Genomic DNA, 15,707 nt, shown 5'->3' on the forward strand with positions numbered 1-15,707 from the left:
AAATCTAATATAAGGACTTACTAAGTAACCAGCTTATGAGCCACTACATGATCGGTAAAGTACTACAATCGCGGTACCAAATCGTTGACAGTCTGGGTGCAGGGGTATTTGGACAGACGTATACTGCCATAGACATAAACTACCCAGAAAATCCTAGATGTGTTATTAAACAGCTAAAAGTTAGCAGTTCGCCAGCTAGTCATATAAGCACATTAAGGTTACATTTTCTTACAGAAACCGAAACTCTCAAACGTCTGGGTAGCCATCACCAAATTCCCAAACTCATCGCCTGTTTTGAAGAACATGAGCGGCTCTATCTGGTGCAAGAGTTTGTCGAAGGGCATGATTTGACAGCAGAACTGCCAATTAATCAACAATGGGGCTGTCTGTGGACAGAAAGCGAAGTTGTAGATTTTTTAGAGGATGTTTTAGAGATTTTAAACTTTGTGCATTCTCATGGTGTAATTCATTGTGATATTAAACCAGAAAATTTAATTAGACGCAGAACTGATGGCAAATTAGTGTTAATTGATTTTGGTTCTATCCAGTCAGTTAATTTTGGCATTGATGCAGAATTTCCGATAGATTGGATTCCGGTAACGTCTTTAGGTTACATTCCACCAGAGCAATTTATTGGTCAAACAAGACCAAATAGTGATATTTATGCTTTGGGGATGATTGCAATTCAAGCACTAACAGGTTTAGAACCATTACAATTCAAAGTCGATACTTTCACAAATGAAATTATTTGGCGGACTCCAGACACTCCAGTTAATGATTATTTAGCTGCGATTCTGAGCCGGATGATCCGTTATGATTTTCAAGAACGCTTTCAATCTGCGCTGGAAGTGTTGCGTGTCATCAAACACATGAAAGGCGAAACTCTACCAGAAATTTCGTCCACACAAGATAATGCTCCATTGGTAGCAGAAAGTCCCAGTGATGATGTAGTGCCAGAGTCTAATTGTGAAAAATTATCGCCGCTACTGACAACTATGAAAGTAGGGCTAGCGGCTAATTCTTTATTGATGGGATTTGGTGTTTATTCTTTAGTGAGTAATTCACCAGCTTACTCCGAAAACGAAACATTATATAGAGCGACAAAAAATTATCAAGCTGGAGATTTACAAGGTGCGATCGCCCTTGCTAAAACTATACCATCCTACAGCAATGTTTACCCAGAAGTGCAAGCCACCATTGAAGAATGGCAACAACAATGGTTAGAAGCTGCGGAAAAATATTTATTAGCAGAAGAAGCTTTAAATGAGAGTAGATGGTCAGATGTGATGAAGACAGCTGCCCAAGTACCAGATATTTTATATTGGCAATCGAAAACCAATCAATTAGTTGAGCAAGCACGAGTTCATATCGAAACTCAAACCCAAAGTTTATTGGCCAAAGCCTACGAAAGAGCCGAAGCCAGAGATTTTTCAACTGCATTAAATTACCTGCGCCAAATTCCTGAAGAAAGCTCGGCTGGTACTTTAGTGCAAAAGAAATTAGCTGAATATAGTCAAAAACGGCAAATTAGAGCAGCTTACTTTTTACAAAACGCTTATAAAAAAGCAGCCTTTGGTGATTTTGATGGTGCTGTTAAGTTTCTGCGCCAAATCCCCAAAGATACCACAGTTTATGCTCAAGCCCAAACCAAACTGCAAGAATACACTCAAAAGCAACGCTGGCAAACTCAAAGTCAGAATTTGGCTTTAAGTGTGGTATCTCCTAAACAAAACTCCAGTAGATTGATCAATTCTAATTTTGAAACTCAACTACAAGAAGTGAATATTCGCTAGTACATTCAGAAAAATTCCAGCCTAGTTACTACTAAGTAGGTCGGATGAAATAAATATTGTTGTGATACTGTAGTAGAAATCTCAACTTTTAGCTCAAAGCTTGCCTTTTTTATCAGGCATTATTATTAATCTTAAGCTATGAGAATGAATTATATTCCAATACAGTTCAGATAAGATAATTAGCCTAAACATAACCTTTGTAGAGACGTTGCATCGCAACGTCTCTACAGATTTGGATACATCACGACTAACCTTAACCCAAGCGTATTGAATTATAGCCTGAAACTATTGTCCCGTTGAGTTCAGGACTTACGTATGAAAACGGAAAAATCAAGGGTTTGGAGAAGGGTATAAGGGTGTAGGCAATACAGTTCAGTTAAGCAGAAAAGCAGAATAGTAGTAGAAAAGTAGGTTGGGTGGAGCGATAGCGTAACCCAACAAAGTTTTGAGGATGTTGGGTTTCGTTCCTCAAACGCCAGTTGCTTCATATCGGGGAACCCGCCCAACGCACTGGCTCCCCAACCTACACCAGAATTGGTTTTTAGTCTTAACCCAACCGTATTGAGGGTGTAGGGGTTATCCACAAACCTTACACCCGACACCCATTAACCCAGCCTCCACAGCCAATCTTTGTGCGTAAGTCCTAGAGTTGTTTTACGACTTGAAGGAACAAGTCAGAAGGTTAATAAAGCAAATGTAACTAGTCGTTAATATTTGATAGTAATTTGGGCAAAATGATCTCAGGCTCTTTCCATGACAGTAGATTTGGCTAAAGTATCTAACAATAACTTCTTCGCCAGCAAATTCATAGATATGAGCAAATTTACTCACACAAAATCGCTGCATAAATATCACATTTTCAAGTTACTTTACTCTGCTCATAGACAACTCAATTCACTGTATTGAGCCATATACTGCTTTCTCAACATCTAAAACTAAAAAATAGTGAATCAGTATGTCTATTGAAGAGTTAAATCAAGAGTTAACTAGCCTACGCCAATGCCTTCAGCAACTAAAAACAGATAATGCTGAACTACGTCAGACAGTTCTAGAATATACTAATCAATTACAGCAACACAACCGCGAACGGCAAGCTGCACTGTATGAGCGCCAACTAATAGAAGAACAACTGCAAACTGCTCAACAGTTTCTGCATTCTGTGATTCAAACAATGCCGATAGCAGTTTTTGTAAAAGATGCGACTGATTTGCGAATTGTTTTATGTAATCGAGCCGCAGAAAAGTTAGCTGGTGTAAGTGCTGATGAAATTTTAGGCAAGAATGACTACGACCTATTTCCTAAAGAAGAAGCCGATTTTTTTACCCAGCGAGATCACCAAGCACTTAATAGCAAAACATTGTTAGAAATTCCTGAAGAAGTAATTCGGACAAAAAGCGGCGAAACCCGTATTTTACAGATTAAAAAAGTTCCGATTCTTGATTCTCAAGGTCAGCCTAAATATTTACTAGTGGTTCGAGAAGACATTACAGAAAATAAACAAGCCGAAGCTCAACTTAAACAGCAAGCCATAGAACTAGAACAAACACTCAAAGAATTACAAAGTACTCAAGCTCAACTTATCCAAAGCGAGAAAATGTCTTCTCTGGGTCAATTAGTTGCTGGAGTCGCCCATGAAATTAATAATCCAGTTAATTTTATTTACGGCAATTTAACTTACGCTAACAAATATATCCAAGAACTACTAACTCTACTTCATCTTTACCGCAGAAACTATCCTCATCCTACACCGGAAATTCAAACGACAATTCAAGAGATGGATTTGGATTTTTTAGTCGAAGATTTGCCACAATTATTCTGTTCCATGAAAATCGGTGCTGAACGTATCCAGCAAATTGTACTTTCTCTTCGTACCTTTTCGCGGCTGGATGAAGCCGAGTTAAAAACAGCAGATATCCATCAAGGTATTGATAGTGCTTTGATGATTTTAGAACACCGATTGAAAGCAAAGGAAAATATTCCGCCAATTCAAGTAATTAAAGATTATGGCAAATTACCTTTAGTTGAATGCTATGCTGGACAGCTAAATCAAGTATTTATGAACATTTTGACTAATGCGGTTGATGCTTTAGAGGATTCATTAATTCTAGGTAAACTTTCACATCACCAACCACAAATTTGCATTTATACTCAACAATTGAATGCTCAACAAATTGTTATTCGGATCATTGATAATGGCCCTGGTATTCCCAAACCAATTAGACAGAAGTTATTTGATCCTTTTTTTACTACCAAAGATGTGGGGAAAGGTACTGGTTTAGGTTTATCGATTAGCTATCAAATTATTACCGAGCAGCATGGTGGTTCTTTAGAGTGTGTTTCTTCTGCTGAAGGGGGCGCAGAATTTATGATTACAATTCCTGTTACACAGCCCAAACTGTAATCAGGAATTTAGTCTTAATGACTTTGAGTACTGCCATAAATCTAGTTTCAGTTTTCAACGTTGACCTTGATTATTTTTGGGATTTGGGATGATTGGTACAATTATCGGCTTTGGTTTTTCTGCTTGTAATTGCCTTTCGGCTTGGTTACGCCCATCGATGGCTTGTTGATAATCTGATTTATATTTTAGAGCTTGATTATAAGATGCGATCGCCTCTTGATATCGCTTTAAATTTAACAAAGCATTGCCTCTGCTATACCAGCTTTCGTAATGGTCTGGTTGATAACGTACTGCCCGATTATAAGATGCGATCGCGTCTGCGTATTGCTGCAAATTGTATTGAGAATTGCCTAAGCTATACCACAGTTGATAATCGTTGCGTTTAATAGTTGCGGCTTTATTATAAGCTGTGATGGCGTTATCGTAGCGTTGTATTTGATGATATGCCCAACCCATATTATACCATGCTTGATAGTTACTATTATCATTTTTAATAACTTGATTAAATGATTCTATGGCTTCAGGATAACGGCGTAAAGTAATCAAGATATTACCTCTAGATAACCAAGCTAGAGAATAATTTGGTTGATATTGTACCGCTTTATCATAAGCTGTAAAAGCATCATCATAGCGGTTCAAATTTACTAGAGAGTTGCCGCGATTGTACCAAGCTTGATAGTAGTCAGATTTAATTTCTAGAGCTTTATCGTAAGCTGCGATCGCCTCATCGTAATTTTTTAAATTTTGCCAAGCCAAGCCCTTACTATACCAAGCTTCCACATAATCTGATTTAAGTTCTATGGCTTGATTATAGGCTTTGATAGCATTATCATATTGCTTTAACTGGCTGAAAACTTCGCCTTTGGCATTCCAAACTTCTGGGTAATCATCGTGTAGTTGTAACGCTTTATCAAAAGCTGCGATCGCTTCAGGATATCGCTGTAATTTTTGTAAAACAAAACCTCTACCACTCCAAGCTTCTACATAGTCTGGCTGAAGTTGAATCGCTTTTTCATAAGCTGCTAATGCTGCTGTATATTGCTGTAATTTAAATAGAGTTTTACCTTGTCCGTTCCAGCCTTGAGCATAATCTGGTCTAATTTCGACTGCTTGTTTATAGGCAGATAACGCATCTTGATAACGTTGCAATTCAAATAGCGTATTTCCCTGCTTTGATAATTCTGTGGCATTATTGGCATTGATATTATTGATCACAAGTAAAGATGCTACTCCAGCTAATCCTGAAAAAAATAATATCAATAACAATTTAATCAATAAACCTTTTTTAGGTTTTCTAACTTGGTGCTTTGGAGTAAATAATCCAGGGGAGATAGCTATAGTTTGAGATGGTGGTTGATTTAAACTTTTAATTGCTTGTAATGCTGCGGTGGCTGAAGCATAACGTTGGCGAAAATCATAACACACCATTTTATTTAAAAGTCTGGCAAATTCTGGCGTAATTTGGGCTTGATTTTCCCAAATAATTTCATTAGTTTCGCTATCTTTGGCTAATTGCTCCGGTGATATCCCGGTTAAAGCTTGAATGCCAATTATCCCGACTGCATAGATATCGCTGCTAAATTTTGGTGTACCATGAGCTTGTTCGCTGGGGATATATCCAGGTGTACCAATAGCAACGGTAGATTTAGTTTGTCCTTCGGGAGTAATCACTTGGGTAGTGATTTGTTTGACTGCACCAAAATCTATTAAGATTAACTTGTTATCTGCGTCCCGTCTGAGTAAATTACGCGGGTTAACATCGCGGTGAATGACGTTTTGTTGGTGAACAAACTCTAGAATCTCTAAAATTTCTTGTAACAGAGATATTACTTGTTGTTCACTCAATGTTTTTCCTAACACTAACTCTTTACTCAAGTCATGGCCAGGAATAAATTCTTGCACGAGATAAAATTCAGCCTTCTCTTCAAAATAAGCTAACAGTTGCGGAATGCGATCGTGAGTACCTAATTTATAAAGTACTTGCGCTTCTGTTTCAAATAAACGCCTGGCTATTTCTAAAGTTGCTGTATCGCTTGCTTGGGGTTTGAGTTGCTTGACGACACATTGCGGCGTTCCTGGCAATTGAGTGTCATAAGCAACAAAAGTCTCGCCAAATCCTCCTCCTCCCAAGTTGCTGATAATTTTGTATCTTCCAACAAGCGTGTTTCCCAGCATCTCGTTTGCCTAGTTAAATGCAATCTGTTTCCAATCTTGCCACAGAGATTAGGGAGGCAGGGGTGTAGGGGTGTAAGGGTGTAGGTTTTTTAAGTCTCCAAAAACATTGATTTCGGGTGTAAGGTCACTAAGAAAAATTGAAACCTATAGGACTTACGCAAAATATCTCTCAAACTCTCATTTCTCCGTGAACTCTGCGCCTCTGTGGTAGCCTGCGGCAAGCCGCTATCGCGTCTACGATTTTCCGTAGCTTGTGCGTAAGTCCTGACCTAGTCTGGGCAGGGTGTAGGGGGTAGTGTTGAAGACTATTAAACTTTAGTTGCTCAAGGAGTTCCACATCTTCTTGATTCCCCACCCCCTTACACCCCTATACCCACTTTTCTCAACTATCCCTTGAACGTAATTCCAATTTGAGTATTCTTTTCTTCACAAAAAGTCACAATTGGGTAGAATTGGTAAAAGTAATCTCTGCCCTTGTGTCAGTAAATCCATGCAGCTGAAACTCAGTGCATTTCGTCTACCCTTCGCACCTTTATTGTTAATTGCTCCCTTTTTCCTGTGGGGAACAGCAATGGTAGCTATGAAAGGTGTCATATCTCATACCACACCATTGTTTATGGCTGGTGTGCGCTTGCTACCGGCTGGAGTGTTAATTTTAGTCGCTGCTGCGCTGATGGGTAGACCCCAGCCGCAGGGTTGGAAAGCCTGGTTATGGATTAGTTTGTTTGGCTTGGTTGATGGGACACTATTTCAAGGCTTTTTAGCAGAAGGATTAGTCAGAACTAGTGCTGGCTTGGGGTCTGTGATGATTGACTCCCAACCTTTAGCGGTGGCTTTGCTATCGCTGTGGTTATTCCAAGAACATATCGGTTTTTGGGGATGGTTAGGATTAGGTTTAGGAGTCACAGGCATTAGTTTAATTGGTTTACCGGATGAGTGGATTTTCCATTTACTGGGTACACAGGCAAGTATTACCCTTGGTGGTTGGCAAGATTTGTTTGCTAGTGGTGAGTGGTTAATGCTGTTAGCGGCGTTGTCGATGGCAGTAGGAACAGTATTAATTAGGTTTGTGACACGTCATGCTGACCCTGTGAGCGCTACCGGATGGCACATGATTATAGGTGGGTTGCCACTATGGGGTGCTTCCGCATTTGCCGAATCTCAACAATGGCAAAACCTGATGCCATCGGATTTAGTAGCAATGGGATATGCCACAGTATTTGGTAGTGCGATCGCTTATGGTTTATTCTTCTATTTTGCGTCTAGTGGTAGTTTGACCAGCCTCAGTTCCCTCACCTTCCTCACGCCTGTATTTGCCTTACTCTTTGGTAATCTCTTCCTGTCAGAAATCCTCAGTCCCTTACAGTGGATAGGAGTTGGGCTAACATTAATCAGCATCTATCTCATCAACCAGCGTGATACCTTAGCTGCAAAAAACCAAAAAGTAAATATTCTCGAAACAACTGCCACACAGCACTCACCAGTTTTAGAAGCATCTGCGAAAAAGCTTAATTCTATACCTGTACAACTTAGAGAATCGGAAACTGAGACTTTATCCTAATTAATTCCTATTTCAGCTGAAGAAATGCCATGATAACTTACTATTGACCATTGACGATTGACCGTTGACAAACCACATAATTTTGTGTCACTCAGCAAGTTAACATTTAGACATATTAAAAGTTATTGTGGTATGAATAATTTCAAAAGCACATTCAGGCTGAAACTTGCAATATGAGGCTATGTCCTTCCTCCATCCTGATATTTCTCTGTTTTAGTTGTCTGGGTTTGTATCCATATAATCCAAGCACAGCCACACCTAGCCCTGCGTCTAGAAAAATTGCCCAAGTCAATTCTCAGCAAAGTGCAAAATCAGCTGTTCTGAAGCTCAATAGTCAAGGGCCAGATGTGCAGAGATTACAGTCTAATTTAAAAGATTTAGGGTTTTATCAAGGCACAATAGATGGACAATATAGTGCAACTACGCAGATTGCTGTAGCTAAATTTCAACAAGCCAAACGCTTAAGAAGAACAGATGGAGTTGCTGACAAAACAACCCAGGCAAGTTTACAAGCAGCCTTGTTATTAAAAAATCAGTTCACTGCCTCTCCTGTTGTTGCGGCTACGCCTAGTCTCACACTTCAATCAACTACTACACCTAAAACGACCCAACCCAAACAAAAAAGCTTTATTTGGTGGTCACTAATAGGTCTGGGGCTTCTAGGAGGAGTAGGCGCAGTTTTATTTTTATACAGAAGATTTCGTCCAGTCAATCAAATACAATACTCATCTACTTTAAACTTGCTCGCTGCGAGTGAAGCTGATGAAAACCCAGTTGAACTAACATCATCAGAATCAGAAAATACAGCATCGGAAACTAGTCCAGAAACAGCCAAATCATCATTGCCTGCAACTGTATTACCTGTAGAAAATACAGCTCGCTTGGCGAAACTAAATATTGTCGATGAGTTGATGAAAGACTTACATAGTACAGATCCCACAAAACGGCGCAAGGCTATTTGGGATTTAGGACAACAAGGTGATTCACGGGCAATTCAACCTTTAGTAGACTTACTGATTGATGCTGATTCGCAACAACGTAGCTTGATTTTAGCAGCTTTGTCAGAAATCAGTACTCGCGCCCTCAAGCCAATCAACCGAGCTTTGGCAATATCTCTGCAAGACGAAAGCCCCCAAGTCAGGCAAAATGCTATCCGTGACTTGACTCGTGTGTATGATACGATGGCGCAGATGAGCCAAATTTTAAGCCACGCATTAGAAGACCCAGATACAGAAGTGCAAGCAACAGCAAAGTACGCTTTAACACAAATGAGGAAAATGCGTGGCTTACCAATGCCACCAAATTTACCAGAAGATAATCATCAAGATTCAGGAAAATCCGCTTTATAAATATTTCAGATGAATTTTGATGGTAGTATTTGCACCGACCACTAAAAATGCGGCTTCGCCAAATTTAGGCGCTCTGGTGGTAATTTCTGGGTTTTGAGAAAATCCAAAGCCTTCTAAAGGCATACCCAAGTCATTAAGATTAACTGTGAAGTCTTTATTTTCATCGTGCATGACAGCGACAGCATAGTTACCTGCTTTGAGGTTATTAAAGGTAAGTTTTACAGGTTCGTCAGTAATTTCGGTACATTCTCTTTGTAAGATGCGATCGCTGTTGCTAGGAAATCCTTGACTGCTATTGTAGATACTGGCGCAAATTTGTCCCTGCTTATTTTTTAAGCCATCAACTTCTACCGTAAGATTACCATCGAAATTTGCCATCGCACTCAATGGCATGGTCAAACTTCCTAAACCTGCAAGTAGCAATATACTAACTGTAAATTTGTGACTCATAAAATTTTTACTGACAAATAAATATTCCTAAAACTCACTAGCAGAAAACATCAGATAGAGAACAGGGAACCAAGATAAATAATTTTATCTTGAGCTTTTACAGCATTGTTTATCTGGATGAGGTACATTTTGCTAGTCTCTAGCCTCTAGCCTCTCGCTTCTTGAAAGGTGTACTGCACCAAACTGAGGAACGCTGTCTCTGTAACTATCCAGCAAATGCTCTAACTAGGTAGTGCAGAGTTATACTGACATAATTTGGTAAAAATTTGCAAGTCTTACTTAAAAATTGGCAGTTGGATAGGAATTTTAATCATAAACTCCGTACCTTGACCAACGGTAGATAGACAGTTTAATTCCCCACCATGTTTTTCTACTACAATTTGATGACTGATAGATAATCCTAAACCAGTACCTTTGCCGACAGGTTTAGTAGTAAAAAATGGGTCAAACAAACGTTGTCTGACATCTTCAGCAATACCAATTCCATTGTCTATAATGCTAATACTTATGTATTTTTTAAATATATATTCTGTACGGATAATAATAGTTGGATTATTGACACAATTAGGTAATTCACTACTTAAATCTGAAGATTGGAACTTTTCACATAAAGCATCAATCGCATTAGCTAAAATATTCATAAAAACCTGGTTGAGTAAACCCGGAAAACATTCTATTTCGGGAATATTGCCATACTCTTTGACTAGCGAAATTCTTTTACCATTGATTTCTTCTTTTAGACGACTGTGTAAAATTAGCAAAGTACTATTAATCCCTGCGTGTATATCAACTATTTTTTTATCGGCTTCGTCTAGGCGCGAGAAATTACGTAAGGATTTAACAATTTGCTCAATGCGATCGCAGCCATATTTCATTGAGGTTAGTAAATTATGAAAATCTGTTACTACATAATCTAAATCAATATCTGCAATTTTATTTTTAATCTCGGGAACTGGATGAGGATAATGTTGTTGATATAAACTAATTACTTCTAGTAAACTCTGACTATAACCAATAGTGTGGACAAGATTACCTGAGATAAAATTAATCGGATTATTAATTTCGTGGGCAATACCAGCAACTAATTTCCCCAAAGCAGCCATTTTTTCATTCTGGAGTAAGCGAGTATAGTTGTTTTGCAAATCTTGAAAACCAGCTTTAGCAATTTGTGATTGCTCTTCAACCAATTGTAATTGACTTAAAGTCAAGGCATAAATTTGAGAATAAGCTAACAATAATTGATGAAAATCCACTAGCCCATAAGTACCTGAAGCCGTTAGTACCAAGATTGGCTCATACACTAAATTTAATGGTCGCTGCAAAGCTTTTTTTGTCGCCTCGACAACTGAAAATTCTCCAGGAAGCATTAATAAAGCAGGTTGCAAAAAATTATATAGATTCTCAATTGGCCGTCGAGAAAATAAGCCAAAGCTATAAGGGCGACTCATGTGTTCAAAAAACTTTTGCCGTGAAATCATCCCTAAAAAACACTGCTTTTTCGTAACGATAATGCCTGGTAGTAAAGGCTCTTGGGCAAATGCTGTCATTAAATCTTCACCTGGGCAATTTAGCTCAATCTGAACCTCCCACCTAGGTAACTCTTCTAAGGTTGATTCTAATTGTAGGTTCAGATCATTAGCATTGTTCATGCTATGCATCGCAAGCATAATATCAATCCTTTGCCCTATAGATAATTGTCTAGTTATGGCTTGGAATTATCAGTTCAAAGCCGAGAATGAAAAAAGCATAATTGCTATGTTTAGTTTTCCCAAAGTTTCATCATAAATCTTGAGTATGTTTGCGTAAAAATATAGATTTTTTCTGATGTTGTCAGCAAAACAAGTGTGTATAATAAAAAACCTATCTCAGTATATTTAATCTATGGTTAACTTATGCTTAACCTAACTATGGGTAAGAAAATTTTTCGCTTAACAGTAAATAAAAGCACATAAATACGCTCAACATGACAATCGTCTTTATTTATGCTTGGATAGTTGGAGTTCCAGAAATTTTTGAATTTTGACTAGAGAAAAACTTGATTGATGAAATCGAAAATTTTACCTGCACACTTAAAACCTGGAGATTTATTGCGAGTGATAGCACCTAGTGGTGCTTTGCGAGAATTTGATGCTTTTGAACGCAGTCTAGAAATTTGGCGATCGCGTGGTTATCGCGTCGAAATTAGTTCTAATATTGACCAAAGTTGGGGCTACTTAGCTGATAAAGATGAAATGCGCCGCTATCAGCTAGCTGCTGCTTGGCAAGACCCCGATTGTCGCGCTATTCTCTGCGCTAGAGGTGGTTTTGGGAGTACACGCATTTTAGAAAGTTGGAATTGGCAAAGCAACTCCACACCACCCAAATGGTTGATTGGCTTTTCTGATATCACAGGTTTATTATGGAGCCTTTATAATCTAGGTATTTCTAGCGTTCACGGGCCTGTACTGACAACATTTGCCAATGAACCAGACTGGTCAATTACCCGATTATTCAATTGGGTAGAAGGAAGACCGATAGAGCCTCTCAAAGGTTCTGGCTGGGGGGGAGGTGTTGCTAGAGGAATTTTGCTTCCTGGGAATTTGACTGTCGCTACTCACCTATTAAGCACACCGCTACAACCTGATTTTGAAGATGTGATTTTGGCTTTTGAAGATGTGACAGAAGCACCTTACCGCATCGACCGAATGTTAACGCAATGGCGGTTAAGTGGACTGTTATCAAAAGTGCGGGGAATTGCTTTAGGTGGTTTTACTCGTTGCGAACCACCGCCAAATGTACCTAGCTTTAGTGTAGAGGAAGTTTTGCGCGATCGCTTGGGTGACTTAGGTATTCCCGTTATCTCTGATTTACCCTTTGGTCACGGCGAACAAAATGCTGTATTACCCGTAGGTGTACCAGTAATTTTAGATGGCGATCGAGGAATATTGGATATAGTAGTTAATCATAGTTAATTTGTTGCTATCTGAATTGTCATAAAGATAAGTCAATTAGCCGCATCAAAAATCTGTTGTGCAGTTAAATTTAATTGAGGAAAAGTAGGCGATACTATTGGGTTATTACCTTGAAAAGGTGTCATTTGATATTCACCCTCAATTAATGCACATACAAAAACAGTAGATTGTTTAGGATTACCGATAAACTTTCTTGCACCTAAAGCAGCATAATCAGCAATCCAATATTCAGGAATACCCATTTCCTCATAATCTCTAAGCTTATTGTAGTAATCATCTCTCCAGTTAGTTGAAACAACTTCAACTACTAGAGGAACTGATGCTGCTTGAGTAACTGTTGACTGTTTTTGAAAAAGTGGTTCATGATCGAGATTATCAAGATTCAACAGCAACACATCAGGCGAATAAGCAGATTCAGCAGAAGGAGTTTTAACGAATGCAGTTTTGGGTATAGTGTAGCGAAGGTTCAATCGGTCGAATTCAACAGTGAGCTTACGGGCTATAAATCCTACAACTTTTTCATGTTCTCCCGTTGGAGGCGCCATTTCAAAAATTACTCCTCTGTGCAATTCATAGCGTTTATTATCATTAGGATACCATTCGCTAAATTCATCAAATGTTATGGGTTTGGTTAAGGCTTGGCTCATAGTTGTTTGTTTGTGAGCAAGGCTGATGGTAATTTTTTATATTATAAAACCCGCTGACAGGAACAGTTTAATCTCCTGAGCGGGTTAGAAAAATCTAATTCTGAGAGTGAGCAATAACTAAGCTTTCTTTTGAATTTAGAAGTTATTACCCAAGCAACAGAGTTATACCACTTTCAAATCGGGATACTCTGCTAATAAATCATCAGAAGTTAAAGTATCGCCTTCAGCTTGAGGAGTCCACAGCACTTCAATTGCTAACAATTGTTCACTAGGAATACTACCAATTTGCCGCAAAGCTTGGCGTAAATCATCAGTGGTGTTGATAGCTGGAATTGCAAATTTGCCTAGGGTTGCTGCTAACAAAGTGACGATAATATATTCCCCAGGGCCTTCACTAATCAAACGAGTTGGGTTGTCAAGTTCACCACTAGCCGGCAATACGTCATTACGAGTTGCTTTGAGTTGGTTATTGACGTTAGAAAGAGTTTCTGAGCTAAATTTGCTGCGTTCTGCCAATGCTAAACGGTTGAATTGACCTTCAGCAGAGCTTAATTTTGCTTGTTGTGTGCCACCACCTGCGTATACCCAGTATTCTGGATGGCGGAGTAAAGCGAGGCTAGTTTCTTGGATAACTTCTGCTCTACCTTCGGGAGAGTTGGTATCAGCAAATTCGGCAATTTTGTTGAGTTCTGGTTGCAAATCACGGGCTTGAGCTAACAAACCAACTTGCAAGCGAGTTACCGAAACATTGGGGTTGCTACCATAACCAACTTCTTCAACTTCACCACTGTTGGCACGGCGGAAACTTTGAACTAAGAAGTTAGCGATCGCAATAAAAATTAAAATTGTAAACAGACCGCCAAAGCCGCCGCCTATACCCCAAAACGGCAATATGAAAGGAAAGCCAAAACCACCCCCAGGATAAGGTGCATAATATCCGCCACCACCAGGAGGCGCGTAAGTACGGGGTGTATAGGTGCGGCTAGAAGGCATTCTAAAAGAACCGCCGCCAATGCGACCACCACTGCGGGCCGCCAATGCACCATCAGCATGGCCTAGCGCTAAAGCTAAAACTAAGCTGAGGACAAAGAAAGTTTTTAACAGTGGTTTGATGGTTTGTTGTATTTTTTTACGCATAACACAGTCGCTTGAAAAAATTTATTTCTGATGATTGCATCCTAATGCTGGTAGGATTTTGCGGTATTTAGCTGATGCCAGCCCGCGACTAGTAAGCGAGTATTTTGTTGGCAGTAGCTTTTTGTGTAACATCATTAAATTGCTGCTACACCTTCAATTTACCGCGTCTTATCCTATCTATGCAGCAGACGCAGGAGGGATTTCTGTAGTAGATAACCGTACCTTAAAACCTATGCTTGACCATAGGAACTTTGGAATCAATTAATGATTGGCGTAAAATCAAGCCCAAGATGGAAGCAGTAATCCAAATCTCAGCAATAGACAAAAGATATTTGGAGAGTTTGCCAGAATTTTCTTTAGTAAGTTATTCCAAATTGAAGAATGATTGCGAGATTGGCTGATTAGAGCCAAATTTTCTATGCAGCTTGCCGACTTTAGATGGAAAAATTTTTCTCTTCGCAAATCTAAAATTAAAATTCAAAAATTGATTTAAGCAATACTCCAAAAATCTATACAATCTATTTGACAGTAAGCTTCTAATACCAATTTTATGAATAAATTCTGTAGAGATGTTGTATGCAACGTCTCTACTTTTTTAGTGTTCCCTGCTTCCCTGATAAATCAAACAGTATTGCTATATTTTTGCCATTTTGGCAGCATAGATTACATTATTTAAGTTAGGCTATGTTAAGTAAATAATTGGATTATTTTATATAACTGTTATTAATTTTATTAACGATATTCTCCAAGATATACTGATGAATTACTGTTATTGATTATGAGAATTGATGTAACAGTTACCAAAATATATAATTAACCAATACTTCATATAAATTATGAGCCAATCTATATATTTCATGTTCTAGAATATTTGTAAAGCTTGGCAATATATCCACTCAAACAAGGATGGAGAATTATGTTTCTCACAGCCCAATGCCACCGAGTGTTAATCATCGATGCAAAGATATTATCGCTGGCTCAACCAGTTAAATTTTGTAAAAAAAATTGACAAATAATATTTTTGCTTGTAATCAAAATAAAATTTACTCATCCAGCAAGCTAAAAATTTTTAGCTTAGAAAAAATTAAATTTACAAATTAGTCAGTATGAGATCCAGTCTGTTTTTTTACAAATTGTGTTGATCTTCATGCTCGAATAGAGGAAATTCGTTAAATGGGTAATAAATTTCCCCTGTGATTATAGCAATAACTTTTTGAGCAACATATAGTAGAAATAGATCAAT

10 protein-coding genes are annotated in these 15,707 nt (G+C 38.5%); 5 read left to right on the top strand and 5 right to left on the bottom strand.

Annotated elements, in window-relative coordinates; all coding sequences use genetic code 11:
• Positions 1–35 precede the first annotated feature (35 nt).
• Complete coding sequence (locus tag H6G69_RS22235; RefSeq protein WP_190691301.1) at positions 36–1,793, top strand: serine/threonine-protein kinase; 1,758 nt, start codon at positions 36–38, stop codon at positions 1,791–1,793.
• Between the two features lie 955 nt (positions 1,794–2,748).
• Entirely contained in the window at positions 2,749–4,194 is a 1,446-nt protein-coding gene (locus H6G69_RS22240; protein ID WP_190691302.1) for a sensor histidine kinase, read from the top strand.
• Between the two features lie 54 nt (positions 4,195–4,248).
• On the opposite strand, the gene H6G69_RS22245 is transcribed toward H6G69_RS22240, so the two are convergent.
• Positions 4,249–6,369 carry a serine/threonine-protein kinase gene (locus H6G69_RS22245; RefSeq protein ID WP_190691303.1) on the bottom strand — a complete coding sequence of 707 codons (2,121 nt, stop codon included), beginning with the start codon at positions 6,367–6,369 and terminating at the stop codon, positions 4,249–4,251.
• A gap of 490 nt (positions 6,370–6,859) precedes the next feature.
• Between H6G69_RS22245 and H6G69_RS22250 the strand changes: the two genes are divergently transcribed.
• Positions 6,860–7,930, top strand: a complete 1,071-nt coding sequence (locus H6G69_RS22250; protein WP_190691304.1) for a DMT family transporter — start codon at positions 6,860–6,862, stop codon at positions 7,928–7,930.
• A 173-nt stretch (positions 7,931–8,103) separates the two neighbouring features.
• A complete protein-coding gene (locus H6G69_RS22255; protein WP_190691305.1) occupies positions 8,104–9,279 on the top strand; it encodes a HEAT repeat domain-containing protein in 1,176 nt (391 codons plus the stop codon).
• On the opposite strand, the gene H6G69_RS22260 is transcribed toward H6G69_RS22255, so the two are convergent.
• Together H6G69_RS22260 and H6G69_RS22265 are read right to left on the bottom strand one after the other, a co-directional pair.
• Positions 9,274–9,729, bottom strand: a complete 456-nt coding sequence (locus H6G69_RS22260) for a DUF2141 domain-containing protein (protein ID WP_190691306.1) — start codon at positions 9,727–9,729, stop codon at positions 9,274–9,276. The two genes, H6G69_RS22255 and H6G69_RS22260, sit on opposite strands and share 6 nt — an antisense overlap.
• 275 nt (positions 9,730–10,004) lie before the next feature.
• Positions 10,005–11,387 (bottom strand): sensor histidine kinase, encoded by a 1,383-nt coding sequence (locus H6G69_RS22265; RefSeq protein WP_242072147.1) that lies wholly within the window; start codon positions 11,385–11,387, stop codon positions 10,005–10,007.
• A gap of 384 nt (positions 11,388–11,771) precedes the next feature.
• Here H6G69_RS22265 and H6G69_RS22270 point away from each other — a divergent pair, with 384 nt between their 5' ends.
• A complete protein-coding gene (locus H6G69_RS22270) occupies positions 11,772–12,680 on the top strand; it encodes an LD-carboxypeptidase (protein ID WP_190691308.1) in 909 nt (302 codons plus the stop codon).
• 32 nt (positions 12,681–12,712) lie between these two features.
• Here the strand turns inward: H6G69_RS22270 and H6G69_RS22275 are convergent, their stop codons facing one another.
• Both H6G69_RS22275 and H6G69_RS22280 read right to left on the bottom strand, forming a co-directional pair.
• Positions 12,713–13,327 (bottom strand): Uma2 family endonuclease, encoded by a 615-nt coding sequence (locus tag H6G69_RS22275; RefSeq protein ID WP_190691309.1) that lies wholly within the window; start codon positions 13,325–13,327, stop codon positions 12,713–12,715.
• Between the two features lie 162 nt (positions 13,328–13,489).
• Positions 13,490–14,464 (bottom strand): DUF1517 domain-containing protein, encoded by a 975-nt coding sequence (locus tag H6G69_RS22280; protein ID WP_190691310.1) that lies wholly within the window; start codon positions 14,462–14,464, stop codon positions 13,490–13,492.
• Positions 14,465–15,707 lie beyond the last annotated feature (1,243 nt).

It is taken from the genome of Nostoc sp. FACHB-110 (assembly GCF_014697425.1).
Taxonomy (GTDB): domain Bacteria; phylum Cyanobacteriota; class Cyanobacteriia; order Cyanobacteriales; family Nostocaceae; genus Nostoc_B.